Below are 25,438 nucleotides of genomic sequence, written 5' to 3' on the forward strand. Positions count from 1 at the left end.
GGATGCGAAAGGCAAAAGGAAGAAAAGCCATGACGCTTGCCCTCCAAACAGCGCAAACACAGGCCCGGCGCGGTTTCTGGACCATGGCGCGGCGTGACGCCGCGATCGGATATCTGTTCATCGCGCCGCAACTCGTCGGTATCGTCGTTTTCGTGCTCGTTCCGCTGGTACTGGTCTTCTGGTATTCGCTGCACGAGTGGAACGTGCTGGCGGGATCTTTCCGGTTCACCGGCCTTGCCAACTACCAGAAGCTGCTCAGCGACCCGGCCATAGGCGAGGTGATGGCCGTGACCGCCGTGTTCTCCGCCGGGCTTGCCCTGCTCAATATGAGCCTGGCGTTGGGGCTTGCGTTGCTGTTGAACCAGAAACTCGCCTTCATGACACTGTTCCGCACACTGTTCTTTTCTCCTGTCGTGGTGTCGCTGGTCGCCTGGACAATCGTCTGGAGTTTCCTGCTGCAGAATAATGGCGGCATCAACGGCCTCCTGCAAACGGTCGGTGTCGAGGGTCCCAACTGGCTACGCCATCCCACGACAGCGATGATCTCGGTCATCGTCGTGCAGGCGCTCAAGAATCTCGGCCTCAACATGATCCTGTTTCTTGCCGCATTACAGGGCGTGCCGCGGGAACTGTTCGAAGCCGCGCGCGTCGACGGTGTGCCGCGCTTCAAGCAGTTCTATCGCATCACCCTGCCGATGATCAGCCCGACGATCCTGCTCGCCTCCATCGTCACCATCGTGGGCGCGCTGCAGGTCTTTGCGCAGATCATGATCCTCACGCAGGGCGGGCCGGGGTTTTCCACGACGGTTCTCGTTTATTACCTCTATCAGCAGGCCTTCCAGTTCTACCTCTTCGGTTACGGTTCGACACTCTCCATCATTCTGCTGGTCATTGTCGGCGCTCTCACCTTCATCCAATGGCACTTGCGCAGAAAGTTCGTATTCTATGAAAACTGAACTCAGCCCACGCGCGCAGGCGCTGATCTATTTCATACTCTGCGTGCTGCTTGTCCCCTTTGTCTTTCCGACCTGGTGGATGGTGACGTCGTCGGTCAAACCCGTCAGCCAGATATTTGCCTTTCCGCCGGACATCTGGCCGCGCGCCTTCGATTTTTCCTCCTATTCCGACGTTTTCAGAATACAGCCCTTCGCGCTGCAATACTGGAACTCCGCCTATATCGCCGCAATCGTCACCATCGGCACCATGGCTGTAGCGTCGATGGCCGGATATGCCTTTGCGCGCATCAGGTTCCCCTTCGCCAACGCCATCTTCATGGTGGTGCTGGTGGGGTTGCTGATCCCGTCCGAAGTGACGCTGGTTCCGCTGTTTCGAATGTTTCTCAAATGGGGCATGATCAACACGCACTGGCCGCTGATCCTGGTGCCGATCTTCGGTGCGCCGGCGGTCTTCGCCACCTTCATCATGCGCCAGTTCTTCATCTCCCTGCCCGTGGAACTGGAAGAAGCCGCGCGGGTCGATGGCCTCGGCCGGTTGAAGATATTCTGGACCATCGCCCTGCCGCTTGCCCGTCCGGCGCTCGCCGCCGTTGCGATCTTTACATTTCTCGGCAGCTGGAACCTCTATCTCGAACCCATCGTCTTTCTTTCCAGCCCTGACAGGTTCACCCTGCCCCAGGCACTGACACAATTTACCGACGCCTATGGCGGACCGATGTGGAACATCCAGCTTGCCGCCGCAACAATGACCGCCATCCCCGTACTCGTCGTCTTCATCGTCGCGCAGAAACAATTCGTCGAAGGCCTCGCCCATACCGGGCTCAAAGGCTAATCGAAAGGCTGACCCATGGCACCCGTTACCCTTAGATCCGTCAAGAAAAGCTATGGCGCACTCGCCACCATCCACGGTGTCGATATCGATATTGCCGATGGCGAATTCGTTGTGCTCGTCGGCCCTTCGGGCTGCGGCAAATCCACCCTGCTGCGAATGATCGCAGGCCTTGAAACCGTGACCAGCGGCGATATCTCGATCAGCAGCCGTGTCGTCAACGAGATCGAACCGAAAGACCGCGACATCGCCATGGTCTTCCAGAACTACGCGCTTTATCCGCACATGAGCGTAGCGAAAAACATGGCATTTTCGCTCGAGCATCGCGGCGGCAGCAAGGCCGAGATCACTGAGCGGGTAAACTGGGCGGCTGACATATTGGGGCTGACGCCATTGCTCGAACGGTTCCCCCGCCAGCTTTCCGGCGGGCAACGGCAGCGTGTCGCCATGGGCCGCGCAATCGTCCGCAATCCTCAGGTTTTTCTGTTCGACGAACCGCTCAGCAATCTCGATGCCAAGCTGCGTGTGGTGATGCGCGGTGAAATCAAGGCGTTGCACCAGCGTCTGGGGGTCACGACCGTTTATGTCACGCATGATCAGGTGGAAGCCATGACCATGGCCGACAAGATCGTGGTGATGAATGCCGGACGGGTCGAGCAATGCGGAGCGCCGCTCGAGCTTTATGACCGGCCCGCCAATCCCTTCGTCGCCGGCTTCATCGGTTCCCCGGCGATGAATTTCATCAAGGGACGACTTACCGCCGATGGCTTCGAGGCTGACGGCGTCGTCCTGCCCCTCCCGCCCGGCCCTGCCACAGGCGAAGCGATCTACGGCATCCGCCCGGAACATTTCGAACTGGTCAACCATGGCCTCACAGCAACCGTTTTATTGGTGGAGCCGATGGGGTCGGAAACGCAGGTCACGATGATGATCGGCGATCACCAGGTCATCGGTGTCTTCCGCGAGCGCGTCCAAGCGCAGCCGGGCGCAACCATCCAGGTTCAGCCGGATCTGGCATCGATCCACCTGTTCGATGCCAGAACCAGTCAACGGCTCAACTAGCGAACCGCGCGCCGTGACATCGCCTGATGTGCAATGATCGCGGAATCGCAGCGCAAGACAGGATTCAATGACTAAAAATCACTGCTTGTGGGAGGCGTTTGGCGTTGAACCTGGGATAGACAGTATGAAATCGACGTGTCAGGTGTTGGAAAACCGTAATCGGAGGGAGATGCAAATTCGCACGAACGCAACGCGCCGTAATATCGGTCTGGTCCCTTCCCTCTTTCTCGCCGCCGGGCTGATATTCCAGACAACGATGGCAGCCAGCCCGACCCAGGCGGCGGAGAGCGTGACCGTTCCACCTTACGAACCTGCCGTCGGGACTGAGCTTCATTATCGGGTTCAAAAGACGACCGAGACCGACATGTCGCTTTGGTTCGACAGGCCGGAAGCATCGTCCGTTGTCATGCGGGGCGATTTCCGTCAATCGGCAACGGTCCTGTCGCGGAACGACGAGGGGATGCGGATGAAATGGAGACTTTCCACAAACATTCCCCCGGACGCGACGGGCGCTGCGGATTCCTATGCGATGAACGCCATGTTCCGCAATTCGCTCGCCGCTTACGGTGTCGAGGAGCTGGAATTCGATGCGGATCCGAGCGGTGCTCCGACGGCGCTTGTCGGCGCCGATCAGATCATTGCCAATATGGAAATGCTCCTGTCCACGTCCTCGTCGGATAACACGGCCTCCCGCATGCTCCAGACCGTTAAAGGTAATCCTCTTGTCGTTATCAACGTGCTTGCGCCGGAAAGCATGATCCTTGCGCTCGGGCAGTCCTCCGAAGCTTTCACGACGGATATCGGGCAGGAATGGACGGTTGCGGGAAGCGAAGAGCTGAAGGGGGTGCTCGTTCCGACAAGCACCGTCTGGAAACTCGAAGCCGCCGACAAGGCCCGGCAAACAGCCACATTCAGCGCGACGGTCACCTACGATCCGGCTGCCCTGCTGCAATCCCAGCAATCTTCGATTGATGGCATGATCGCAAGCTTCGCAGACCGGGCGAAACAACTGACCGATGCGCAACTGGCGCAGGCCAGAAGCGCCGGCAAGTCGCGGACTGTGACCTATGTGAATTCAACACGCGACGGCTCGACAATCGAAGTGCTGGAAAACACGGTCGCAAGTGTTGGCGGCATGAAGGTCACCGTGGGTGTGCATATCTGGCGAGAGGATCAGCCACCGGTCCTGCCCGCGCCGCATGCCTGGACCGCCGAGACCCTGTCTGGCCAACGCGTTGAGCCGCTACCCAAAAACAATACGCAGGCTTCGATCGATCTGGACCAGTACCGCCCGAAGGCCGACGCCGATACCGCTTCCTCTCCCAACCAGAATGAGGGTGGCAAAACCCCCGCCGACAGCGGCGGGGACATTGCACCGATTTCGCTCAAGGTCGCAAAGGTGAAAACCTCGATCAATCCCGCTGCCGGACCTGCGGTGGAAATTGCCTTGACACCGGAAAGCGCCAAGGCCTTCGAGGATTTCACACGCGCGGCTCTCGGGCAGAAGACCCAGTTGCTGGTTGATGGAGACGTCATCTTCGAACCGGTCGTGAGAGAGCCGATTATGGGCGGCAACGTCACCATCAGTGGCCTTGATTCAGCGCAAGCTCTGGCCGTCGAACGGAAATTGTCGTCTTCGGAGGCCACGATCATTGTGCGGTTGGTGCCATAATCCTGCAAAAGGGAAATGGCGATCGCTGCTGGTCGCCAAAGGACGCGAGCAAGGCAATAACCGGGAACGATCCGTATCTCCTCAAGACTCTCGTAATGTTAGATACGAACCGAGGTCTCCTGCGGCGCTCATCATTTGGCGGATGCGCTCAATCAACTCATCAAGAACGGCAATTCTCTGCGCACCGATTGGCCGTATCGCGTAGTAGGACACTTCGATCTTCGGTTCGAATGGTATCGCCACCACTTCGGCACCGGCAGAGCGCAGGCTGGTATGATCCACGATGCCAACGCCCATGCCCGCCGATGCAAAGTGGCAGCAGTTCAGCATCGACGTTTCCATCGTGCTTATCGGTTGGTGATCTTCAATTGAGAAGGCGCGGTCGAGTGCCAGCCTGAGCGGAGAATTGCGGCCGGGAATGAGCACTCGTTCATCGAGAAGGTCATTTGGCGTGACGACCCGGCGGGACGCCAGTCGATGATCTGCCGTCATTGCGGCAACGGCATAGGAACTGTGCAGAGGCGTGGCGTTCTTGTCCGCCATTCTGGGAGAGCCGAAAACCAGCCCGAGATCATAGCGGTTCTGGTCGACCATATCCCATATATGCCGGCTGTTTTCGACGTCGATCACCAGCGGAATATCCAGCCGGTCGCCAATGGTTTCGACAATCGCCTGATGCAGGTAGGGGCGAACCAGCGACGTCACGCTGCCAATGCGCAGAACGGTGTTCTTGTGCGCTCGTATGTCATCGGCGGCCTGAGCAATCTGGTCGAGGCCGAGATAAAGCCGCTCGACCTCCCGATAAAACTGTGTGGCTTCGGCGGTTGGCACCAATCTGGCGCCCACGCGTTCGAACAGCCGCATTTGAACGATCTCTTCGAGATCGCGGATAAGGCGACTGACGGCCGGCTGGGTGACGTTCATGGCTTCGGCCGCGGCAGTAATGCCACCGGTCATCATCACGGCTCGAAACGCTTCGACCTGCCTTGGTTTCAGTCTCACCTGGTTTCCTTTCATAACATTGCGGCATGGCTTAAGTACAAAATGCAATTTTTCTTTTGCCAGGTAAAACGTTAATTCGTCTTTTACCCGCAGGGAGCGCGGGCCGGACAACCTGGAGGAGTCCCCGTTATGAAGTTTTCTGTTTTCGCAGCCGCATTGGCAGCGTCTGTTTTCGCCATGCCGTTCGCGAGCGAGGCCCGGGATCTGACCGTTGGTCTGTCCGCCTCCACGACGTCCATGGACCCGCAATTTTATGTCGTCGGCCCGAACAGCGCGATGGCGCGCAACATTTTCGATGGCCTCGTCAATCAGGACGACAAGCAGCAGATCCAGCCGGCGCTCGCTGTTTCCTGGAAAATCGTCGATGACAAGACCTGGGAATTCAAGCTGCGCGAAGGCGTGAAATTCCACGACGGCAGCGATTTCACCGCTGAAGACGTGGTCGCCAGCATCAAGCGCATTCCACTTGCCTCGACCAACAGCCCAAGCTCGTTTGCCGCTTACGTGAAGGCTATAACCGAGGTCGAAGCCGTCGATCCGCTGACGGTCCGTATCAAGACTGCCGGCCCAACGCCGCTTCTGCTCAACAATCTCAGTCGTATCGCGATGCTTCCGGCCGAAATGGAAAAGGTTACGACGGGCGAAATGAACACCGGCAAGGGCGTTATCGGCACCGGCCCGTTCAAATTCGTTTCCTGGTCGCCGGACGACAATGTCGTTGTTGCGCGCAATGATGCTTACTGGGGAGAAAAAGCTGCCTGGGACAAGGTGACCTTCCGGGTCTTCAAGAACCCGAGCGCGCGCGTTGCCGCCATGCTTTCGGGCGATGTCGACATGATCGAAAGCATCCCGACGGCCGATACCCGCCGGCTTGAAGCATCCGACAAGCTGAAGGTCGTCAACATTGCCGGCAACCGCATCATGTATCTGCACATGGACCAAGCCCGCGAAGAATCGCCTTTCGCCAAGGGCCCGGACGGCAAGAACCCGCTCCTGAAACCGGAAGTGCGCCGCGCTCTATCCCTGTCGATCAACCGCGAAGCGCTGGTCGACCGCATCATGGACGGGCAGGGCGTGCCGGCCGGCCAGGTCGTGCCGGAAGGTTATTTCGGTTATGATCCCGCCATCAAGGTCGACGCCTATGACCCGACCAAGGCCAAGGAACTGTTGGCGAAGGCCGGTTATCCCGACGGTTTCCAGTTGACCTTCCATGCATCGAATGACCGCTATCCGAACGATAGCAAGGTTGCGCAGGCCATCGGCCAGTTCTTCAGCCGCGTCGGCGTGAAGACCGAAGTCGCCACCCTGCCGGGCAGCGTCTATTTCACCCGTGCCTCGAACCTCGAGTTTTCGTTCATCATGGGCGGCGCCGCCGTCGAAACCGGTGAGGCTTCGGGCGTTCTTGGACCGATCCTCGAGACCTACGGCGAAAAGGCCGGTCAGGGCAATCGCGGTCGTTATTCCAACCCGGAATTCGACAAGGCCCTGAACGAAGCCCGCTCGACGCTCGACGACGCCAAGCGTGAGGAACTTCTGAAGAAGGCCACGGAAATCGCGATGACGGATCTCGGTGTCATTCCGGTTTTCTATCTCGCCAACACCTGGGCGGTGAAGAGCGATATCAACTATGCGGGTCGTTCCGACGGTTACACGCTTCCCTATTACGTGAAGCCGAACTGATCGAAGAAAAGGAGCGGTCCACCATGTCTTTCAGCGGTGTATTTCCCTATCTCGTTTCCCCGGTCGATAGCGCCGGCGAGGTGATGCCAGGTGTGCTGACGGATCTGGTGGACCACCTGGTCGACGCGGGCGTGCATGGTCTGACGCCGCTCGGCAGCACGGGTGAATTTGCCTATCTCTCCCAGGAGCAAAGACGCCGCGTCGTCGATACCGTGATCTCTGCCAATCGCGGCCGGGTTCCCGTTGTCGCCGGCGTGGCGTCGACTTCCACTGCCGACGCCGTTGCCCAGACGGAATATATGGTCGCGGCCGGTGCGGATGGCATTCTGGCGATCCTCGAAGCTTATTTTCCGGTCAGCGACGAGGGTGTGGAAGCCTATTTCACTGCGATCGCCAGGGCGGCCAAAGGCCGTCCGGTGGTGCTCTATACCAATCCGCAGTTTCAGCGTTCCGATCTTTCGTTGCCCGTTATCGAGCGACTGAGCCGGGTCGATAATATCCGCTACATCAAGGACGCCTCGACCAATACGGGGCGCCTACTTTCCATCATCGAGCGGACTCGCGGCCGGATGGAGGTATTTGCAGCCTCCGCGCACATCCCGGTCTGCGTGATGATGATTGGCGGCGTGGGCTGGATGGCCGGCCCGGCTTGCATCGTGCCCAAGCAGAGCATTGCGCTCTATGAGGCGGCCAAGGCCGGTGACTGGACGCGTGCGATGGACCTTCAGCGGCCGATGTGGAAGGTCAACGAGATTTTTGCGAAATATTCGATCGCCGCCTGCATCAAGACGGCGCTCGATCTGCAGGGTTTTGCCGTCGGTGCGCCGATGCATCCGCAAATGCCGCTTGGCGAAGCCGCGCGAGCGGAAATCGCCAGTGTGCTGCGCGATGTCGGCGCGCTCTGAGTTTTCTGATCCCACACATTGAAGGCATTGAGAATGAAGCCGATTTCGATCATCGTCGATTGTGATCCCGGTATCGATGACACGATTGCCCTGTTGACCGCATTCGTGTCGCCGGAACTTAGGATTCTGGGCATCACGCCGGTCTGTGGCAACCAGCCGCTGGAGCGCACGGTGCGCAATGCGCTGCAGGTCTGCGAACTCGGCAATCGTGCCGACATCCCGGTCTATGCCGGCTGCTTTCGGCCGATGCTACGCGAGCCGATCCATGGCCAGTTTCATGGCAAGACAGGTCTCGGCAACACCGTATTGCCGGAACCGGTGAAGAAGGCGGAAGAGACGTCCGCCGTCGATTTCCTGATCGACGCGCTGGGCAAGGCCGCCGAACAGGGCGAGCGTATCACGCTCTGCTGCCTGGGACCGCTCACCAATGTCGCGGTTGCCTTGCGCATGAAGCCACAGATCGCCGAAGGCATCGAACACATCGTCATGATGGGCGGCGCTTATCGCGAACCGGGCAACCGCACCATGACCTCGGAATTCAACGTTCTGGCCGACCCACATGCCGCACATGTGGTGTTTTCGAGCGGCATTCCGCTTGTTGCCCTGTCGCTGGATGCCACGCATCAGGTCATGTTGAAGCCGGAGCATGTCGCCGAGTTTTCGCGTGTCAGCGGCCGTATTTCCGAAACATTGGCCGAGTTGATGGCGTTTTGGGATCGCAACGATGTGCGCCGTTATGGTTCGCGAGGCGGCCCGCTGCACGATCCCCTGGTCATGGCTTATATTCTTGCGCCACATCTGTTCGAAACCCAGAGGGCACGTGTTTTCGTCGAGTATGAAAGCGAGCTTTGCATGGGCCAGACGATTGCCGACTGGTACGGCAAGAGCGGCCTGGAGCCGAATGCCGACATCGTCACCAAGGTCGATGCGGAAGGCGTGATCGCTTTCTTCCTCGAACGCCTGTCGCGTTATGCCGAAAAGGTCGTCGCATGAAACCTCACAAGGTCATCATCGATGCGGATCCGGGCGTGGACGATGCCGCCGCCATTCTGATGGCGCTTGCCTCGCCGGAAATCGAGGTTCTGGGACTGTCCATTGTCGCCGGCAATGTGCCGCTTCGCGATACGGTCGCCAATGCCTGCAAGCTGGTCAGCGTGAGCGGACGGCGTGATGTGCCGGTTTATGCCGGTGCCAGTGGTCCGCTGGTGCGTGAACAGGTCTATGGGAAATATGCCCGCATCGGTGCTTTCGACGATACGCTGGTCAAGGCCGGCGATGTCGTTGCTGCGGAAGAAAACGCGGTGCGGTTCATCGTCCGAACGGCGCGGGCGGCGGCAGCGGCAGGCGAGCCGGTCACCATCTGCGCTATCGGGCCGATGACCAATGTGGCGCTGGCGTTGATCCAGCATCCGGACGTTGCCCGCGGCATCCGCCGGATCGTTTCGATGGGGGGAGCTTTCACCGCACTCGGCCATCGCACGCCATGGGCCGAATTCAACGTCTATGCCGATCCGCACGCCGCCGAAATCGTCTTCCAGTCCGGCGTTCCGATTGTGTTGATGCCGCTCGACATGACCTTCCAGGCGCTGTTTACGGCCAAACATTTTGAACGGTTCCGTGCCGGCGGCGAAGCGGGCGATGCCCTTTTCAATCTTTTCTCGCCTTCGACCGCAGCGATGTCAAACGCTTCGGTCGACCGGGCGGACCGATCCACGATGCGACGACGATCGCGTGGCTGATCCGACCCGAATTGTTCACCAGCCGCGAGGCTTTTGTCGGCGTTGAGGTCACCGGCCTCACGATGGGTTACACCTACGCCGATTTCTACAAGAAGATGGACCGGGCGGCGAACACCACCGTCGTCACCGATGTCGACGAGGCCGGTTTCATCGAATTGCTGATCGAGCGCATCGCCCGCCATGGCGGTGCGGCGCTCGGCAGAAAAACCCTGGGAGGCTCAAGCTCATGAGCGGATATCTTCTAAGCCGGTCGCTACAAACCGTGCTCACGCTTTTTGTCATGTCGGTTCTGGTCTTTGTCGGCCTCTATCTCGTCGGCAATCCGGTTGACGTTCTGCTGAGCCCGACTGCGACACCGGCGGAACGCCTGCAGGTCATCCAGTCCTTCGGCCTCGACAAGTCGGTTTGGGAACAATACTGGCTGTTCCTCACGCGAGCGCTTTCCGGCGATCTCGGCAATTCCTTTGTGTTCAACCAGCCGGCGCTGACCCTGATTTTGAACCGCATGCCGGCAACGCTGGAGCTTGCCTTCGTCGCGCTGTTCATGGCGCTTGTTATCGGCATTCCGCTCGGCGTTTATGCCGGCCTCAAGCCGAAGGGCTTTATCTCCAAGTCGATCATGACCTTCTCGATCCTCGGTTTCAGTCTGCCGACGTTCTGGATCGGGCTCGTCATGATCATGCTGTTCAGCGTCTATTTGGGCTGGTTGCCCGCATCGGGTCGCGGTGAGACTGTCAACGTCCTTGGCGTGCCGCTCAGCCTCTTCACGTTCGATGGTTTGACGCATCTGCTGCTGCCGGCCTTCAATCTGGCGCTGTTCAAGATTTCGCTGGTCATCCGTCTTACACGCGCCGGCGTGATGGAAACCATGCAGCTCGATTTCGTTCGTTTCGCCCGCGCCAAGGGTCTGCCGGAACGCCGTATCGTCACCGTGCATGTGCTGAAGAACACGCTGATCCCCTTGATCACCGTCATCGGTCTGGAACTTGGCTCGCTGATCGCTTTCGCTGTCGTCACGGAAACGATCTTTGCCTGGCCGGGCATGGGCAAGCTGATCATCGACGCCATCGGCGTTCTCGACCGTCCCGTCATCCTCGCCTACCTGATGATCACCGTAGTGATGTTCAGCATCATCAATCTTCTGGTCGACATTCTGTACTCCATCGTCGACCCCCGCGTTCGCCTTGAGGGGAATTCGTGATGACCGACAATAACAGCTCGACCGTTTCGGTTCATGCCGCCGCAAACAGCGGCGGGAAATCCACCTCGCGTTCCCCCGCACGGGAGGTTGTCCATGCGCTGCTGCACGACAAGCTCGCGCTCGTCGGCATCATACTGGTGACGATCTTTATCGTGGCTGCCATCTTCGCACCGGTAATCGCACCGCAAAATCCGTATGATCTGGCTCAGCTCGACATTCTCGACGGTCGCCTGCCACCGGGGTCGGAAAGCATGTCGGGCATGACCTATCTGATCGGCACCGACACGCAGGGTCGCGACCTGTTCAGCGCCATTCTTTATGGCCTGCGCACCAGTATCCTCGTCGGCCTCTCCAGTGCGGCAATCGCGCTCGTCATCGGCGCATCGATCGGCCTCACCAGCGCCTATGTCGGTGGCCGGCTGGACTCGGTGCTGATGCGTATCGTCGATATCCAGCTCAGCTTCCCCGCGATCCTGATTGCGCTGATTTTCCTCGCCATTCTCGGCCAGGGCGTCGACAAGATCATTCTGGCGCTGGTGGTGACGCAATGGGCTTATTATGCCCGCACGATCCGCGGTTCGGCGCTGGTCGAGCGCAAACGCGCCTATGTCGATGCCGCCCGCTCGATGGCGCTGCCGGACCGCAACATCCTTTTCCGGCACATCCTGCCGAACTGCCTGCCGCCGCTGATCGTCGTCGCCACCATGCGCGTCGCTTATGCCATCATGCTGGAAGCAACGCTTTCCTTCCTCGGCATCGGCCTGCCGGTGACGGAACCGTCCCTTGGTCTGCTGATCTCGAACGGCTTCGAATACATGCTTTCCGGTGACTACTGGATCAGCTTGTTCCCGGGCATCGCCCTTCTGTTGCTCATCGTCGCGATCAACCTGATCGGCGATTCCCTGCGCGACATCCTCAATCCGCGTCGTGAGGGCTAAGATCATGACCAATCCAATTCTTTCGATTTCCAATCTCAACACGGCCTTCCGCGTCGGTGGCGAGTGGCGCAATGTCGTGCACGATGTCAGCTTCGATATCGCGCCGAAGGAAACCGTCGCCGTTGTCGGTGAATCCGGTTCGGGCAAGAGCGTCACGGCGATGTCGATCATGCGGCTTCTGTCGCCGGGCAATTCGCGCGTGGCCGGAAAGATCGAGTTCGAGGGCAAGGATCTTCTGTCGATCCCGCTTGAAGACATGCAGAAAATCCGCGGCAATCGCATTGGCATGATCTTTCAGGAGCCGATGACCTCGCTCAATCCGGTGCTGAAGATCGGTGCGCAGATCACCGAGGTCCTGCGCCAGCATCGCGGCATGACGGAAACCGAAGCGCAGGCGGAAGCCGTGCGGCTTCTGGAGAAGGTCCGCATTCCTTCGGCAAAGTCGCGCCTTAACGAATACCCAATGAACTTTTCGGGCGGCATGCGCCAGCGTGTCGTTATCGCGATTGCGCTTGCCTGTGATCCCAAGCTGCTGATCGCCGACGAACCGACGACGGCGCTCGATGTGACCATCCAGGCGCAGATCCTCGAACTCATCAAGACATTGCAGGAAGAGGAAGGCATGTCCGTTCTCTTCATCACCCACGACATGGGCGTTGTTGCGGAAATATCCGACCGTACGGTGGTGATGTATCGTGGAGAACAGGTTGAGACCGGCACGACGCATGATCTCTTTGCCGGCGCCAAACATCCCTATACCCGCGCGCTGTTGTCGGCAGTACCGCAGCTTGGCTCGATGACCGGCAAGGATCGTCCGTTGCGGTTTCCGCAGGTGGACATGGCAACCGGAGAGATCCAACCGGTCAAGCCGACCGAAGATACGGTCAAGCGCAATCACCCACCGATCCTCAAGGTCGACAACCTGATTACGCGCTTTCCGATCCGGAAGGGCTTCCTGCGCAAGACCGTCGGCTGCATCCACGCGGTGGAAGGCGTATCGCTGGAACTGCGTCAGGGAGAAACCCTGTCGCTGGTCGGCGAATCCGGTTGCGGTAAATCTACCACCGGCCGCTCGATCATTCGGCTGACCGATGCGGTATCCGGTGAAGTGCAGATCGGCGGCAAGAATGTACTCACGGCCGGCAAGAGCGACCTTGCCGATATTCGCCGCGAAGCGCAGATGATCTTCCAGGACCCGTTCGAAAGCCTCAATCCGCGCATCCGCGTCGGCCAGGCGATCGCCGAGCCGATCATCACCCATGGTCTGGCGCCAGCTTCGCAAGCGCGTCAGCGCGTTGGTGACCTTCTGGAACGTGTCGGCCTTTCCGCTTCGATGGCGGACCGCTTCCCGCACGAATTTTCCGGCGGCCAGCGTCAACGCGTCTGTATCGCTCGCGCCCTGGCGCTGGAGCCGAAGCTCCTGATTGCCGACGAGTCGGTGTCCGCGCTCGATGTCTCGGTCAAGGCGCAGGTCATCAATCTGATGCTGGACCTGCAGGAAAAATACGGCCTCGGTTACCTCTTCATCAGCCATGACATGGCGGTTGTCGAGCGCATCAGCCACCGCGTCGCCGTGATGTATCTCGGAGAGATCGTCGAAATTGGCCCGCGTCAGGCCGTCTTCGAAAACCCGCAGCATGAATATACCAAGCGGCTGATGGCGGCGGTCCCGATTGCCGATCCCTCGCGCCGACAGACACGCCGTATCTCCAATGACGAGATCAAAAGCCCGTTCCGCGCTGCCGATTATGTGCCGCCGAAGCGGACCTACGAGGAAGCCGGCGAAGGCCACTTCGTTCAGATCGCTTAAGGAAACCGCGTCATGATCATCACCTTCGGCTCAATCAATGTCGACTTCGTTTATGAGGTCGAGGACATGCCGCAGCCGGGCCAGACACTGCTTGCCAAACGTTTCCGCACGGAAGCCGGTGGCAAAGGCGCCAATCAGGCGCTTGCAGCGGCCCGGGACGGTGCCGAGGTGGTGATGGTGGGCGCGGTCGGGCAGGATGGTCTGGCCGAGATCGGCTTGCAGAACCTGAAGACGGCAACGGATATCAGCCGCGTCGCCTCTCTCGGCGAACCGACCGGCAATGCCTCGATCCATATCGACGCCAAGGGTCGGAATATGATTGTGGTGGCGGCTGGCGCCAACCTCGCGGTTTCTTCGAATTGCGTGGAGGAGGATTTGTTACAGCGGGCCAATGTCGTGCTCATGCAAATGGAAAACGATGTGGGCGAAGTGGAAAAGCTCATCCGCCGCACGCATGCCTCAAAGGCCATCTCGATCCTCAACCTCGCACCGGCATTTCCTTTGTCGGAAGAAGTTCTGTCTTTGTGCGATCTGATTGTCGTCAATGAAGACGAAGCCGAGGCTTTGGCGGGTTGGCTCGGTTGCGATGCATCGGCAGAGGCGTTGTCTGTGCGTCTTGGCACCGGCGTTCTGCGCACACTCGGCGGTGAAGGCGCGGAAGCTTGCGCGTTTGGCGAACATGTTCGTATCGCGGCCATGCCCGTTGACGTACAGGACACAACGGCAGCCGGCGATTGTTTCGTCGGTGTGCTTGCCTCAGGACTGGACTGCGGCTTGCCGCTGAAGGCGGCGATGCGGCGGGCGTCGATCGCTGCGGCGCTGACATGCTCGCGAAAAGGCAGTCAGAGCAGTATTCCCGAGCGGCGGGTTACGGATTCCGTCGAAAATAGGTGCAACTAACCCGGCCGCATGACGTTGCCGCTCTTTTTCAAGTGGTTCAGGGCCAGAGAAGGCCTGCCACGGCCGTGCTATAATCTATGGTGCCGCTTCCACTGAAAAAGCAGATTTGATGAGTGTTTCGGTATATTCGGCCGTCGGACTGTTGAATATGGCATCCGTTTCTCCTTCCTCCACAATCTTCCCGTTTCTCATGACGATGACGTAATCCGAAATCGCCTTGATGACAGAAAGGTCGTGGCTGATGAAGATGTAAGAAAGGCCATGCGTCTTCTGCAAATCACGCAGTAGATCGATAACTTGTCCCTGAACGGATCGGTCCAGTGCGGATGTCGGTTCGTCGAGAATGACGACATCCGGTTTGAGGATGATCGCGCGGGCGATTGCGATACGCTGACGTTGTCCGCCCGAGAACTCGTGAGGGTAACGGTTGCGAGCGGCGGGATCGAGACCGACTTCTTTCAGTGCTTCTATTGCCCGCTTGTCCCGTTCCGCTCGGCTCAGCCGTTGCTCATGCACAAACAGGCCTTCCGTGATGATCTCTCCGACCGTCTGTCTTGGCGAAAGCGAGCCATAGGGGTCCTGGAACACAAGCTGCAGACGCCGCCGCAATGGCCGCATTGCCTTCCGATCAAGTCCGGTAATTTCCCTCCCGCCGAAGAAAATGCGGCCATCTGCCACAATTAGACGCAGAAGCGCACGACCGAGCGTGGACTTGCCTGATCCGGACTCACCGACGATGCCTATGGTCTGTCCCTGGTGAAGGTTGACATTGACGCCATCGACGGCTCGGAACCTGCGAGACTTCGACAAGAAGCCACCAGGAATTGTATAGTCGATCGTCACGCCCTGGCCGGAGAGCACGACCGGCGCCTCTGTACTAATTGCCGGCTTGTGCCCGCTGGGCTCGGCATCGAGAAGCATCCTGGTGTAGTCCGCCTGCGGGCGATCGAAGATATCTTCCGTCGTACCGGCCTCAACAATCTCCCCACGGCGCATGACAGCCACACGATTGGCAAAATGGCGGACCACGCCAAGATCATGCGTGATCAGGACGATGGCCATGCCGAAGCGTTGTTGCAACGACTTCAGAAGGTCGAGGATTTGCGCCTGGATCGTCACGTCAAGCGCAGTGGTCGGCTCATCCGCAATCAGAATATCCGGTTCATTCGCGAGAGCCATGGCGATCATGACGCGCTGGCGCTGGCCACCGGAAAGTTCGTGGGGATAGCTGTCTATGCGCCGCTCCGGATCGGGAATTCCCACGAGCTTCAGGAGTTCGAGAACGCGGGCGCGCGCCTCTTTTTTGCTGCCGCCCCTGTGGTGGAGGATCGGTTCGGCGATTTGCGCGCCGATCCTGTAGAGAGGATCGAGCGAGGTCATCGGCTCCTGGAAAATCATGGTGATTTTCGCACCCCGGATGTTGTTCAGCTCGCCGACCGGCAGACCGATCAGCTCTCGTCCGCGATATTTTGCCGAGCCTTCAATAACGCCGTTGGATGCAAGCAGCCCCATGATGCCCATCATGGTCTGGCTTTTGCCGGAACCGGATTCTCCGACGACGGCAAGCGTTTCACCCTGCTTGACGTCAAGATCGATGCCCTTGACGGCTTTCACCGTGCCGTCCGGCGTCGTGAAATCGACCTTGAGATTACGGACGGTGAGGATGGTTTCAGATGTCGTATTCATGTCAACGATCCTTGGGATCGAGTGCATCACGCAACCCGTCACCCACAAAATTGAGCGAAAACAGGGTCAGCACGAAAAAGATCGCCGGAAATATCAGTAGCCAGGGGGCCGATTGGATATTGTTGGCGCCTTCGGAAATCAGCGCACCCCAGCTCGTAAGTGGCGCCTGCACGCCAAGACCGAGGAAAGAGAGGAAGCTTTCCAGAAGAATGACTTTGGGTACGACGACCGTGACGAACACGACGACGGGCCCGATTGTATTCGGGATGATGTGACGGCGGATGATCTGCCAGTCGCTCAAACCCAAAGCCTGTGCGGCGCCCACAAATTCCCGCCGTTTCAAGGCAAGCGTCTGGCCGCGGACGATACGCGCCATATCCAGCCATTCCACCGCACCGATGACCAGGAAGATCAGGATGAAGCTACGGCCGAAAAAGACCACCAGAACGACCACCAGAAAGACGAAGGGCAGCGAATAGAGAATTTCGACGAAACGCATCATCACATTGTCGACACGCCCACCGATATACCCCGCGGTTGCGCCGTAAAGAACGCCAATTCCGAGCGAAACGAGGCTGGCGAGAACGCCAACGGCGATTGAGATTTGCCCACCCAGCATCACGCGCGCCAGCATGTCGCGACCGTTCGAATCCGTACCGAAGAAGAAGTATTCGCGGTTGACGTCGCCTTCCAGCTTCAGTGTTCGCCCCTCATCTTCGGTGGCAACGACTTTTGTGTTTTCGAATTCGTTGGCGCGGTCGAAATAGCGTGTCGTGCGCGGGTCAATCGGGCTGCTGGAGGTGACGGTTGCCGTGAAGGTCTGCCCTTCGACGGAGAATTCCTTCAACTCCACGCGCGCCCGGCTGGCAACACCCTCCATCACGCCCTGAAGGTTGTTCACATCCGGGCGCGGCTCAAGGCTCGGCGGGACGGAGACATAGGACGAAAACACCTGATCGTAGGTATGCGTGAGGAAATGCGGACCGATGAACGAGAAAAGCGTGATCAGCAGCAGCATGACGGAACCTGCCATGGCGGCTTTGTTTCGTTTGAAACGCAGGGCTGCCAGCTGGAACAGGCTTCGGCTTTTTACCAATGGTTGAGGGGCAATATTGCCGGGGATATCAGTCATGTCTGACCCTCGGATCGAGCAGGCCGTAGAGAATATCGACCACGAGATTGAACAGGATGACGAAAATGGCGACGAGAACGACGGTTCCCATCACCAATGTATAGTCACGATTGATCGCACCAAGAACGAAGTAGCGGCCGACACCCGGAATAGTGAAGATCGTCTCGATGACTGCCGAACCCGTCAACAGTGCTGCGGCGCAGGGAGCCAGATAGGAAACGACCGGAAGCATCGCCGCACGCATGGCGTGGAATACCACCACGTTGCGCGCTGGAAGGCCATAAGCCTTGGCGGTGCGGATGTGGTCCATCCGCAAAGCCTCGATCATTGCGCCGCGTGTCAGGCGCGCGATAACCGCAAGCTGCGGCAAAGCGAGCGCGATCATCGGAAGGATGAGATATCGCAGCGATCCGTCGCCCCAGCTGCCGGCGGGCAGAAGCCCGAGTATGACGGCAAAGACAAGCGTGAGAACCGGTGCGACAACGAAGTTCGGCACGGTAACGCCAACCGTCGAAATCGACATGATCGAGAAATCGAAGGCACTATTCTGCCTGAGCGCGGCCAGAGTCCCGGCAAGAACGCCGCCGACCAGCGCCAGCAAAAGAGCATAGCTGCCAAGTTCCAGCGAATAAGGCAGACCCTTGCCGATCAACTGCGCGACGGTATTGTCCTTGTAGACGTAGCTCGGACCGAAATCGCCGGTGACGGCATTGCCGAGATAGATGAGATACTGGCGCCATAATGGTTCATCCAGATGATAGGTTCTCATCAGGTTTTCCATCGTTTGCGGCGGCAGGGGACGTTCAAGATTGAACGGACCGCCCGGTGCGAAACGCATCAGGAAAAACGAAATCGTGACGACGATAAACAAAGTCGGCACCGCACTCGCCAAACGGCGCAGGATAAACGAGATCATGCTTTTTCGGGCTCCGGCATGGCACGGTGGTGTGAGCCACCGTGCCGGCGCTGCTTATTCGGAAACGCTCAGGAAGCGGCTGAGGTGTGCGTTGGCAGCATTGTCGACCCAACCCTTGACGCGGTTGGAAACCAGCCAGAGATCGGCCTGCGTCAGAAGCGGAACAACCGGCTGTTCCTTCATGAGGATGGTTTCTGCCTCATGCAGCAGCTTGGAGCGAGCGGCAGGATCCTTCTCGTCGTAGGACTTCTGCATCAGCGCGTCGTATTCGGCGTTGTTGAACTTGGAATAGTTGAAGGTCTTGTTGGAAGATACCGAAAGCGCGAGGAAGTTTTCGGCATCCGCATAGTCGGCAACCCAACCGGCACGCGCCACGTTGAATTTGCCGCCTTCCTGAAGGTAGCCATAGTGCGAGGCGACGTCGAGGTTCACCAGCGACACCTTCGCGCCGAAGGTGTTCTTCCACATATCAGCGATAGCCGTCGCGACGCGTTCATGGTTCGGGTTGGTGTTGTAACGGATTTCGATGGAAAGCGGCTTGCCACCCTCACCGTAACCAGCATCCTTCATGAGCTTGAGGGCTTCGTCTTCACGATCAAGCTGAGACAGCGTGGCAAAGTCGGCCTTTGCCGGCTCTTTGTAGGAATCCATGCCCGGAGGAACCATGGAATAGGCCGGAATCTGAGAACCGCTATAGATTTCCTTGGCGAGGAAATCGCGGTCCACCGCCATGGAGAGCGCCTGGCGGACACGGACGTCATTATACGGCGCTTCGCGCGTATCGAAGGTGTAGTAATAGGTGGCAAGCGTCGGCGAAACGTGAACCTGTTCGCCATAGGCCTTGCGCAGACGGTCTATCTGATCTGCGGAAAAGTTGTAGGCGAGGTCCATTTCCTTTGCTTCGAAACGACGAACGGATGCGGCCTGATCATCGATCGGGTAGAAGATGACCTTGTCGATCTTGGTGTTGGATGCATCCCAGAAACTGGTGTTCTTGACGACCGTCAAACTGTCATTGGGAACATGCGCTTCGAGTTTATAGGCGCCGTTCGAGACCATGACGCCGGGCTTTACGAAGTCGGTGCCATTCTTTTCGTAGCTTGCCTTGGAGATTGGCAGAGCCGCCTGGTGAGAAAGGAGTTCAAGGAAGAAAGGTGTCGGGCGCTCGAGTGTGACCTCAAGGGTCTTGTCATCCACCGCCTTGACGCCAAGCTGGTCAACCGGAACATCGCCCTTGTTGATCTTTTCGGCGTTCTTGATCGGGTAAAGAATATTTGCATATTTTGCGGCGGTCTTCGGATCTTCGACGCGCTGGTAGGAGAACACAAAATCTCCGGCCGTTACCGGCGTGCCATCCGACCACTTCGCATCCGCACGCAGTTTGAACGTGTAGACCGTACCATCCTCAGACAGTGTCCAGCTTTCCGCCGTACCGGGAACGATCTTGCCGGCGGCATCGTAAATGGTGAGACCTTCATAAAGGTCTTTCAGGATAAAGGCTTCGATGTTGATGGAGGTCTGTGCCTGATCGAGCGTCTGCGGTTCCCCGGCATTGCCGCGGTGTAGAACTGTTTCTGCAAGTGCAGAACTCGCCCCAATCAGAAGCGATCCTACCAGCAGAGTGGCGCGAGTTGTTGTTTTTATGGACATCGTTTCTCTCCCCGTGAAGATTTTGAGTCTACAAACAAGGCGATATTGCTCCGAAGCGCAACAACAATAAATTGTGAGTTGATGGGAAGCCGTGACCTCAGCAGACAAAGAAAACCGCCTAAATGGGACCTGTGATCGCTACAGATCGCGGTAAGCCGTCCCCGGTGTTGATGACCTAAAGCCGGTTCGAACGCCTGACTGGAAAGCGCCGTAACCTCGTCGATGCTCTTTCAATGCCCGGACTGTCGACAACTGATCTGAATACCCCAGAGCAGAAATCGGAACCCGGGGGGTAATACCTGCGCGATACGAACGTTATCTCCGAACCGCGTGGCGTCGAAGACGGTAAGGCAGATGCAAGTGTCACTCGCTGGGGCCACTATGTAAAAAGGCCCTGCGATCTCTCGCAAGGCCTTGATACTCAAGAATTCGGATGGTGGGCGTGACAGGGATTGAACCTGTGACCCCTACGATGTCAAGGCCCTCGAACAGAAAGAAATCTATGGCCGGGGGTTAGCACGTGTTACCAACATTCGCCTCCCCAAACAATGTATTTTCAGCGGAAAATCAACAGTCACGTGTCAGTAACGTGTCACCGCAAGATGCTGGGAAAGCTTTACGGGAGCAGGAGCGCGTAGAGGTGACTGCACACCCCTACGCTATTCATTAGTGAACAAGCTGCTTGGTCCACGTCAGACATGTCACTGACGGGAATTTAACATTGTTCACCCATTTTTCAATTCATGCGACTTATCGGGTCCAAAAAATGAACAAGTCGAAGTCTATAGAACAGAAGACAGGCGGCTGGACAGCGCCGGGCGAAGTGGCATTGTGCCGCAAAGTGAGTGGAGGCGATATGGCGGCAGGCATACTGCTTCACCGCATTGCCGTATTGTGGAAACTCCGCAAGAAGAAGCTCGAACGGTTCGGTAGGGAGTGGCTGGCAATGTCCCGCGCCGACTGGGCGCGATCTGCGGGATTGTCTGAAGCCGAGATGAAGGACAGGGCGCTGCCCCGGTTGAAGAAGGCATGTGCTGGTTTCCTCGAAGTGCGTCCTATGCGATTGACGCAAGACAGCCCAAACATTCTCTGGATTAGCCTTGATCCCGAGGGCATGGCGAACGCCGTCATGGGGGATAGCTCCCTGCCGTGGGACATGTATGAGATGGCTCTGAACGGATTGGGCATCTATCCGAAAGCGGTGAAGTATCCATACAAGGCTGCCATATAGACGACACTCTCTCGCGGGTGCGAGGTAGTCGGCAAATGAAGACGCTTTTTGGACGTGTCTGAATTTGCTTCAGAGAAGACCCTCCTAGAGCGTCGTCAAATTGAGACGCTTTAGGCATAGTGTCCAATTATAGAAACGATCATTTATATTCATAACTCATTTCATTCGTTATGAATACAGCGGCGCACTCGTTGACACTCGTGTCCCGCCGATCTGGGAGACACTCGCATGCTCCGAGGAAAGTGGGTCGCTTCGCTCCCATACCTCCCTCTGGTCGGTAGGGAACGATACTCGCTTCGCTCGTCTCTTTCCCGATAGAGCCCCACCCCTAGCCCCCGCCCCGTTCGTGAACCGCCCCTGCACGAGCTTTCAGAGCGCATGGAGATTTGCGCAAGCAGGCTGTTGCCACCTCTCAAGAATGGAAAATCGAGTTATCCAATTGTTTTATTTGTTTTATTTGTGTTATTCTTGAAATCTACGTGCAAAGATACCTCACATAAGGAGGTAACTGCTTGAAGAACGCGATTTTCAGTGTGGGGCATTCCAATCTTGCGTGGGAACATTTCCGGTCGTTGATCGAGGCCCCCGACATCGGCATCGTACTCGATGTTCGATCCAATCCTCGCTCGCGACTGCCTCATTTCCAAAAGCACGAGCTGCGCTATCGGCTGAACGCCGTGGGCATCAGTTATCTGCACCTGGGTGACCAGTTGGGAGGCCGCCCTACGAGTGGAACTGCCGATTACGAGACCATGGCAGCGATGGCTCCTTTCCGGGACGGTATTGCCAAGGTGCTGGAGATCGCTGGCCGCTGCCAACCGGCCCTCATGTGCGCGGAGCACGAACCTCTCGAATGCCATCGCTGCCTCCTCGTTGCCCGCCATCTGGTCGAGTGTCATGGCGCAGACGTCGCCCATATCCGACGAGACGGCAGGATCGAGCCTCACGAGGATACAGAAGATAGATTGTTGGCGAAGTGGGGGGGCGGTGGTGATCTTTTCCGAACCCGTGCCGAACGCCTCGGTGCCGCGTATCGTTTGCAAGCACGAAAGCTAGGAGTGGGCAAATGAAATTCGACCACTTCACACCAGCCTTCTCAAAAAATGATGTCGCAGCCCCAGCAGATACTTACGGCGACGGCAGCCACGTGGGATGTCACGACGGGGAAGCCAGTCGGAGCGGCGAAATCTACCGTTCCGTAAAATCCGAAATGATGGGTTCATCCGATGGAAAGGCAGGCGGCGATAAAATTGCAATTAATTGCAATTTCGTGGACCAGCCTCTTCAAGGGCTTTCCACGCCTGTTCGTGATCTCCTCTCCTATTCTATCGCCCCAGCCACAAAACGCGCCTATGCTGCCGATTTGGCAGTCTATGCGGCGTCCGGGCGACAAATCCCTTCCTCCCCGCAGGATGTTGCCGAATACCTCGCCGAGAAGGCCGGTGTCTACGCGGTCGCCACATTGCGGCGGCATCTCGCTGCGATCACCAAGGCTCACCGTGCAATCGGCGCTCATGACCCGGTTAAGTCCGAGCTGATCGCATCCACGATGCGCGGCATCCGCCGGACATTCGGTGCCGCACAGCGGCAAGCAAAGGCGCTGCTGCGCGACGATCTGTTCGCGGCACTCGACAAGCTCGGCGGCCGACCAAAGGATGTCCGGGACAGGGCACTGCTGCTTCTTGGCTTCACCACCGCCATGCGCCGATCTGAGCTTGCTGCTCTTGATGTCGCTGATGTCGAGTTCGTCGCTAAAGGGATGCTCGTCACCGTCCGCCGCTCGAAAACGGATCAGGAAGCGCAAGGACGCACCATCGCGGTTCCGTTCGGTCGAACTCGTCATTGCCCGGTGGCTGCCTTGAAGGTGTGGCTGGAGCTGGCCGAGCGCCGGGAGGGGCCGATCTTCATCTACATCGACAAGCATGGAAATCTCAGTAGCTGGCGAATTTCCGGCGGGGGCGTGAGCCATGTCGTCAAGACCCGTATCGCGGCGGCAGGATATGATCCCACCTTGTTCTCAGGCCATTCGTTACGAGCGGGCTTTGCGACCTCGGCGGCGCAAGCTGGGGCATCGACCCACAAAATCCGACAGGTGACGGGCCACCGATCCGAGGCCAGTCTTGCGCGTTACATCAGAGACGCGGACCTGTTCGCCGACAATGCTGCCGCCCGAGTACTTTAGTACATTCACTTGCCACGCCGACTGAGTGCCCTGATCTGCTCAATCGCCAGTTCCAGATCAGCATCGGACAGGCCCCGAGCAATTGACTGGAGCTCTTCGAGAAGCTGCGCTTTTCGTCTGGGCAGGGTGGTTTCCTCAAAATCGAACAGACTTTTGAGAGGGATGTCGAGCGCCTGACATAGCACTTCGATAGTGGTGAAGTTCGGCAGGCTTCTGCCGCGCTCAAGGTTGGACAAGGCATCGACCGAACGCCCCATCCGTGCTGCCAGTTCGTCCTGGGTCAGCTTCTTCTCTTTACGGATTGCCTTGAGCCGGCGGCCCAACCTCGTCTTGGTGTCCATGACCCGTAGTGAAATACGGATCGATAGCTGCAAACCGACCTTAATACGAAAGCAAATATAAACCCGTATAGTTATACGATTTTCTGCGGGGAATCCGACTAAACGACGTGCGAGGTGACTACGATGAAAACATTGGCCGTGACCCTACTGGCGACAGTCGCAACGATTGGCGCGGCGCAGGCCGACGACATGGACGTCTATCAGACCTGCTGGGCAGAGGCATCGACCGCTGTGCTGAACAGCAAGGGCGTCACGGAAGAGACCTTGAAGGAAGCGGTGCTTAACGCGGACGGCATGTGCGAGTACCAGAGGATCAGCGTCATGGCGTCGGGGCAGTCGCCCAAGGAGATGCGGTCCTACATGGAGGTCCAGCTCTACAACGCGAACCCGGTGCAGGAGACCCAGGTGGCGGCGGTCAGCCCGTCCATGAAACCATACGAGGCTCCCCGCTACACCCCGAAGCGGGAGTTCAACTTGTTCAATGTCGCGACCGGCTTCCTTTGTACGTTTCCGACCGACGTGGATAATGCACGCCAGTTGGTGGAGAGCGGGCGCTCGGAACTGGTCGCTCAGATCGGGGGCTGTGTCGCCTTCGACAAGACGATTGAGGTCGAAGAGGTAGACAGGTTCGGTTGGACCCGCAAAGTTCGGTACATCAGCCCCGAGGGCAAGTTGATCACCGCCTTCACGAGCGAGCGCACATTCAAGACGAGAAGCGAATGGACGCTGCGAGCCTGCCAGCGCGCGGGCAACGAATGGTCCGGCTGCCTCGACGCGGTGTACAAGAATTGATTTCCGCTACGGGAATTCCCATTTATCGGGTGCCAACGGAGCCGTAAAAAGGTCCTTGCTGCGGGTTCAGCGGATCGTCAAATGAACGAAGAAGTTGCAGGGACGAATGTCGGGCTGGATTTTCCGAACGCCGCCAGTCTGTGTGCTGCCACGCTCATGCGATAGGTGCCAGTAGGGCAGGTGTCCCTGACCATAGTTCATGCCTAAGCCGAGATCACGGGGGGTGCAGTAAGCGACGGAGTAGAACAAGCACGGTCATTTTGTGCGGCGTGAAATGCAGCCTGCCGCTCCACGGCTGCCCGTTGCGCTGGGATGAAACCTAGTTCGTCAAGCATCGCGTCCACCATTTTCCTCGGCTCTGGGAGCGGATCAAAGGCGCGTTTGCTCCCCCACGCGAACATTCCGTCCGGAGCAATGGCCTGAACAGCAAGTTCAAGTCGGGAAAGATCGCTCCAGAAAGCCGGCGGCACGATCACATAGGATGCGCGGCAATACCGTCTCACGAACGCCGTGCGTAGGTGTTTCGCCGCTACAGCATCGGGGCTATTGTCCCGCTTTTCCCGCCACATACGCCCCGTATTGTAGGCGTGGGAGAATTTGTGACTTCGACCTTCTGACCCGCTCACATGCCGACTGTAAATGCGCCCGTAGAAGCCGTTCCTATCACCCTTAGTGATGCCGATATAACGGATGTCCCCATGATGATCGTGCAACGCATAGATGCCGTGGTCGCGGGGCAGCGCACCTAGGAGCGATGGCTGACCACTGAGCAGTTGTTCTAACACTTCACCCGCGTTCAACATGTTACCCCCAA

Annotated in this window: 24 protein-coding genes; 17 read left to right on the plus strand and 7 right to left on the minus strand. The window is 58.2% G+C overall.

What is annotated here, in order from left to right; genetic code table 11:
• Nucleotides 1–29: 29 nt before the first annotated feature.
• The 4 genes from L901_RS14695 to L901_RS27425 all read left to right on the plus strand — a co-directional run bounded on the left by L901_RS14695 (nt 30) and on the right by L901_RS27425 (nt 4,519).
• A complete protein-coding gene (locus L901_RS14695; protein WP_059758007.1) occupies nt 30–956 on the plus strand; it encodes a carbohydrate ABC transporter permease in 927 nt (308 codons plus the stop codon).
• Nucleotides 946–1,788, plus strand: coding sequence for a carbohydrate ABC transporter permease (locus tag L901_RS14700; RefSeq protein WP_059758010.1), 843 nt, complete (start codon nt 946–948; stop codon nt 1,786–1,788). Before L901_RS14695 ends, L901_RS14700 begins: the two co-directional genes overlap by 11 nt.
• Nucleotides 1,789–1,803: 15 nt before the next feature.
• Nucleotides 1,804–2,847: an ABC transporter ATP-binding protein gene (locus tag L901_RS14705; RefSeq protein WP_059758012.1), complete on the plus strand. Its 1,044-nt coding sequence runs from the start codon at nt 1,804–1,806 to the stop codon at nt 2,845–2,847.
• 169 nt (nt 2,848–3,016) lie between these two features.
• Nucleotides 3,017–4,519, plus strand: a complete 1,503-nt coding sequence (locus tag L901_RS27425; protein WP_059758015.1) for a hypothetical protein — start codon at nt 3,017–3,019, stop codon at nt 4,517–4,519.
• An 81-nt stretch (nt 4,520–4,600) separates the two neighbouring features.
• Here L901_RS27425 and L901_RS14715 read toward each other — a convergent pair whose 3' ends face one another.
• Entirely contained in the window at nt 4,601–5,521 is a 921-nt protein-coding gene (locus L901_RS14715; RefSeq protein ID WP_059758137.1) for a LysR family transcriptional regulator, read from the minus strand.
• A 129-nt stretch (nt 5,522–5,650) separates the two neighbouring features.
• Here L901_RS14715 and L901_RS14720 point away from each other — a divergent pair, with 129 nt between their 5' ends.
• The 9 genes from L901_RS14720 to L901_RS14755 are packed head-to-tail and all read left to right on the plus strand — an operon-like array spanning nt 5,651 to nt 14,694.
• Entirely contained in the window at nt 5,651–7,201 is a 1,551-nt protein-coding gene (locus L901_RS14720) for an ABC transporter substrate-binding protein (protein ID WP_059758017.1), read from the plus strand.
• 23 nt (nt 7,202–7,224) lie between these two features.
• Nucleotides 7,225–8,106: a dihydrodipicolinate synthase family protein gene (locus L901_RS14725; RefSeq protein WP_059758020.1), complete on the plus strand. Its 882-nt coding sequence runs from the start codon at nt 7,225–7,227 to the stop codon at nt 8,104–8,106.
• Nucleotides 8,107–8,139: 33 nt separating this feature from the next.
• Nucleotides 8,140–9,099, plus strand: a complete 960-nt coding sequence (locus tag L901_RS14730) for a nucleoside hydrolase (protein ID WP_059758023.1) — start codon at nt 8,140–8,142, stop codon at nt 9,097–9,099.
• Complete coding sequence (locus L901_RS14735; RefSeq protein WP_371259716.1) at nt 9,096–9,845, plus strand: nucleoside hydrolase; 750 nt, start codon at nt 9,096–9,098, stop codon at nt 9,843–9,845. The genes L901_RS14730 and L901_RS14735 overlap by 4 nt, the downstream gene beginning before the upstream one ends.
• Nucleotides 9,815–10,075: a nucleoside hydrolase gene (locus tag L901_RS27940; protein ID WP_371259719.1), complete on the plus strand. Its 261-nt coding sequence runs from the start codon at nt 9,815–9,817 to the stop codon at nt 10,073–10,075. Before L901_RS14735 ends, L901_RS27940 begins: the two co-directional genes overlap by 31 nt.
• Nucleotides 10,072–11,046, plus strand: a complete 975-nt coding sequence (locus L901_RS14740) for an ABC transporter permease (protein ID WP_003519720.1) — start codon at nt 10,072–10,074, stop codon at nt 11,044–11,046. The genes L901_RS27940 and L901_RS14740 overlap by 4 nt, the downstream gene beginning before the upstream one ends.
• On the plus strand, nt 11,046–11,984 hold the full coding sequence (locus L901_RS14745; RefSeq protein WP_059758025.1) for an ABC transporter permease: 939 nt from the start codon (nt 11,046–11,048) through the stop codon (nt 11,982–11,984). Before L901_RS14740 ends, L901_RS14745 begins: the two co-directional genes overlap by 1 nt.
• A 4-nt stretch (nt 11,985–11,988) precedes the next feature.
• Nucleotides 11,989–13,794 (plus strand): ABC transporter ATP-binding protein, encoded by a 1,806-nt coding sequence (locus L901_RS14750; protein WP_059758028.1) that lies wholly within the window; start codon nt 11,989–11,991, stop codon nt 13,792–13,794.
• A gap of 12 nt (nt 13,795–13,806) precedes the next feature.
• Nucleotides 13,807–14,694, plus strand: coding sequence for a ribokinase (locus L901_RS14755; protein ID WP_059758030.1), 888 nt, complete (start codon nt 13,807–13,809; stop codon nt 14,692–14,694).
• A gap of 75 nt (nt 14,695–14,769) precedes the next feature.
• Here the strand turns inward: L901_RS14755 and L901_RS14760 are convergent, their stop codons facing one another.
• The 4 genes from L901_RS14760 to L901_RS14775 are packed head-to-tail and all read right to left on the minus strand — an operon-like array spanning nt 14,770 to nt 20,078.
• Entirely contained in the window at nt 14,770–16,380 is a 1,611-nt protein-coding gene (locus tag L901_RS14760; protein ID WP_059758033.1) for an ABC transporter ATP-binding protein, read from the minus strand.
• Nucleotide 16,381: 1 nt separating this feature from the next.
• Nucleotides 16,382–17,512: an ABC transporter permease gene (locus tag L901_RS14765; RefSeq protein WP_059758035.1), complete on the minus strand. Its 1,131-nt coding sequence runs from the start codon at nt 17,510–17,512 to the stop codon at nt 16,382–16,384.
• Nucleotides 17,505–18,428, minus strand: coding sequence for an oligopeptide ABC transporter permease OppB (gene oppB, locus L901_RS14770; protein ID WP_035265000.1), 924 nt, complete (start codon nt 18,426–18,428; stop codon nt 17,505–17,507). The genes L901_RS14765 and oppB overlap by 8 nt, the downstream gene beginning before the upstream one ends.
• Before the next feature lie 54 nt (nt 18,429–18,482).
• Nucleotides 18,483–20,078, minus strand: a complete 1,596-nt coding sequence (locus tag L901_RS14775; RefSeq protein WP_059758037.1) for a peptide ABC transporter substrate-binding protein — start codon at nt 20,076–20,078, stop codon at nt 18,483–18,485.
• A gap of 721 nt (nt 20,079–20,799) precedes the next feature.
• Between L901_RS14775 and L901_RS14780 the strand changes: the two genes are divergently transcribed.
• The 3 genes from L901_RS14780 to L901_RS14790 all read left to right on the plus strand — a co-directional run bounded on the left by L901_RS14780 (nt 20,800) and on the right by L901_RS14790 (nt 23,491).
• Nucleotides 20,800–21,309, plus strand: a complete 510-nt coding sequence (locus L901_RS14780; RefSeq protein WP_147401513.1) for a hypothetical protein — start codon at nt 20,800–20,802, stop codon at nt 21,307–21,309.
• 512 nt (nt 21,310–21,821) lie between these two features.
• Nucleotides 21,822–22,379, plus strand: a complete 558-nt coding sequence (locus L901_RS26325; RefSeq protein WP_082710643.1) for a DUF488 family protein — start codon at nt 21,822–21,824, stop codon at nt 22,377–22,379.
• On the plus strand, nt 22,376–23,491 hold the full coding sequence (locus L901_RS14790; protein WP_245289652.1) for a site-specific integrase: 1,116 nt from the start codon (nt 22,376–22,378) through the stop codon (nt 23,489–23,491). Before L901_RS26325 ends, L901_RS14790 begins: the two co-directional genes overlap by 4 nt.
• A 5-nt stretch (nt 23,492–23,496) precedes the next feature.
• Here L901_RS14790 and L901_RS14795 read toward each other — a convergent pair whose 3' ends face one another.
• Entirely contained in the window at nt 23,497–23,832 is a 336-nt protein-coding gene (locus L901_RS14795; RefSeq protein WP_059758043.1) for a helix-turn-helix domain-containing protein, read from the minus strand.
• A 123-nt stretch (nt 23,833–23,955) separates the two neighbouring features.
• Here L901_RS14795 and L901_RS14800 point away from each other — a divergent pair, with 123 nt between their 5' ends.
• Nucleotides 23,956–24,624, plus strand: coding sequence for a hypothetical protein (locus L901_RS14800; RefSeq protein WP_147401511.1), 669 nt, complete (start codon nt 23,956–23,958; stop codon nt 24,622–24,624).
• Between the two features lie 203 nt (nt 24,625–24,827).
• Here the strand turns inward: L901_RS14800 and L901_RS14805 are convergent, their stop codons facing one another.
• Entirely contained in the window at nt 24,828–25,427 is a 600-nt protein-coding gene (locus tag L901_RS14805; protein WP_059758048.1) for a hypothetical protein, read from the minus strand.
• Nucleotides 25,428–25,438: the final 11 nt, after the last annotated feature.

The sequence above is a fragment of the Agrobacterium sp. D14 genome (assembly GCF_001526505.1).
Taxonomy (GTDB): Bacteria; Pseudomonadota; Alphaproteobacteria; order Rhizobiales; family Rhizobiaceae; genus Agrobacterium; species Agrobacterium leguminum.

Excerpts from the sequence above, each read along its gene's own strand:
- L901_RS14695 (WP_059758007.1), top strand. The coding sequence starts at position 30 with ATGACGCTTGCCCTCCAAACAGCGCAAACACAGGCCCGGCGCGGTTTC.
- L901_RS14700 (WP_059758010.1), top strand. The coding sequence starts at position 946 with ATGAAAACTGAACTCAGCCCACGCGCGCAGGCGCTGATCTATTTCATA.
- L901_RS14705 (WP_059758012.1), top strand. The coding sequence starts at position 1,804 with ATGGCACCCGTTACCCTTAGATCCGTCAAGAAAAGCTATGGCGCACTC.
- L901_RS27425 (WP_059758015.1), top strand. The coding sequence starts at position 3,017 with ATGCAAATTCGCACGAACGCAACGCGCCGTAATATCGGTCTGGTCCCT.
- L901_RS14720 (WP_059758017.1), top strand. The coding sequence starts at position 5,651 with ATGAAGTTTTCTGTTTTCGCAGCCGCATTGGCAGCGTCTGTTTTCGCC.
- L901_RS14725 (WP_059758020.1), top strand. The coding sequence starts at position 7,225 with ATGTCTTTCAGCGGTGTATTTCCCTATCTCGTTTCCCCGGTCGATAGC.
- L901_RS14730 (WP_059758023.1), top strand. The coding sequence starts at position 8,140 with ATGAAGCCGATTTCGATCATCGTCGATTGTGATCCCGGTATCGATGAC.
- L901_RS14735 (WP_371259716.1), top strand. The coding sequence starts at position 9,096 with ATGAAACCTCACAAGGTCATCATCGATGCGGATCCGGGCGTGGACGAT.
- L901_RS14740 (WP_003519720.1), top strand. The coding sequence starts at position 10,072 with ATGAGCGGATATCTTCTAAGCCGGTCGCTACAAACCGTGCTCACGCTT.
- L901_RS14745 (WP_059758025.1), top strand. The coding sequence starts at position 11,046 with ATGACCGACAATAACAGCTCGACCGTTTCGGTTCATGCCGCCGCAAAC.
- L901_RS14750 (WP_059758028.1), top strand. The coding sequence starts at position 11,989 with ATGACCAATCCAATTCTTTCGATTTCCAATCTCAACACGGCCTTCCGC.
- L901_RS14755 (WP_059758030.1), top strand. The coding sequence starts at position 13,807 with ATGATCATCACCTTCGGCTCAATCAATGTCGACTTCGTTTATGAGGTC.
- L901_RS14760 (WP_059758033.1), bottom strand. The coding sequence starts at position 16,380 with ATGAATACGACATCTGAAACCATCCTCACCGTCCGTAATCTCAAGGTC.
- L901_RS14765 (WP_059758035.1), bottom strand. The coding sequence starts at position 17,512 with ATGACTGATATCCCCGGCAATATTGCCCCTCAACCATTGGTAAAAAGC.
- oppB (WP_035265000.1), bottom strand. The coding sequence starts at position 18,428 with ATGATCTCGTTTATCCTGCGCCGTTTGGCGAGTGCGGTGCCGACTTTG.
- L901_RS14775 (WP_059758037.1), bottom strand. The coding sequence starts at position 20,078 with ATGTCCATAAAAACAACAACTCGCGCCACTCTGCTGGTAGGATCGCTT.
- L901_RS14790 (WP_245289652.1), top strand. The coding sequence starts at position 22,376 with ATGAAATTCGACCACTTCACACCAGCCTTCTCAAAAAATGATGTCGCA.
- L901_RS14795 (WP_059758043.1), bottom strand. The coding sequence starts at position 23,832 with ATGGACACCAAGACGAGGTTGGGCCGCCGGCTCAAGGCAATCCGTAAA.
- L901_RS14800 (WP_147401511.1), top strand. The coding sequence starts at position 23,956 with ATGAAAACATTGGCCGTGACCCTACTGGCGACAGTCGCAACGATTGGC.
- L901_RS14805 (WP_059758048.1), bottom strand. The coding sequence starts at position 25,427 with ATGTTGAACGCGGGTGAAGTGTTAGAACAACTGCTCAGTGGTCAGCCA.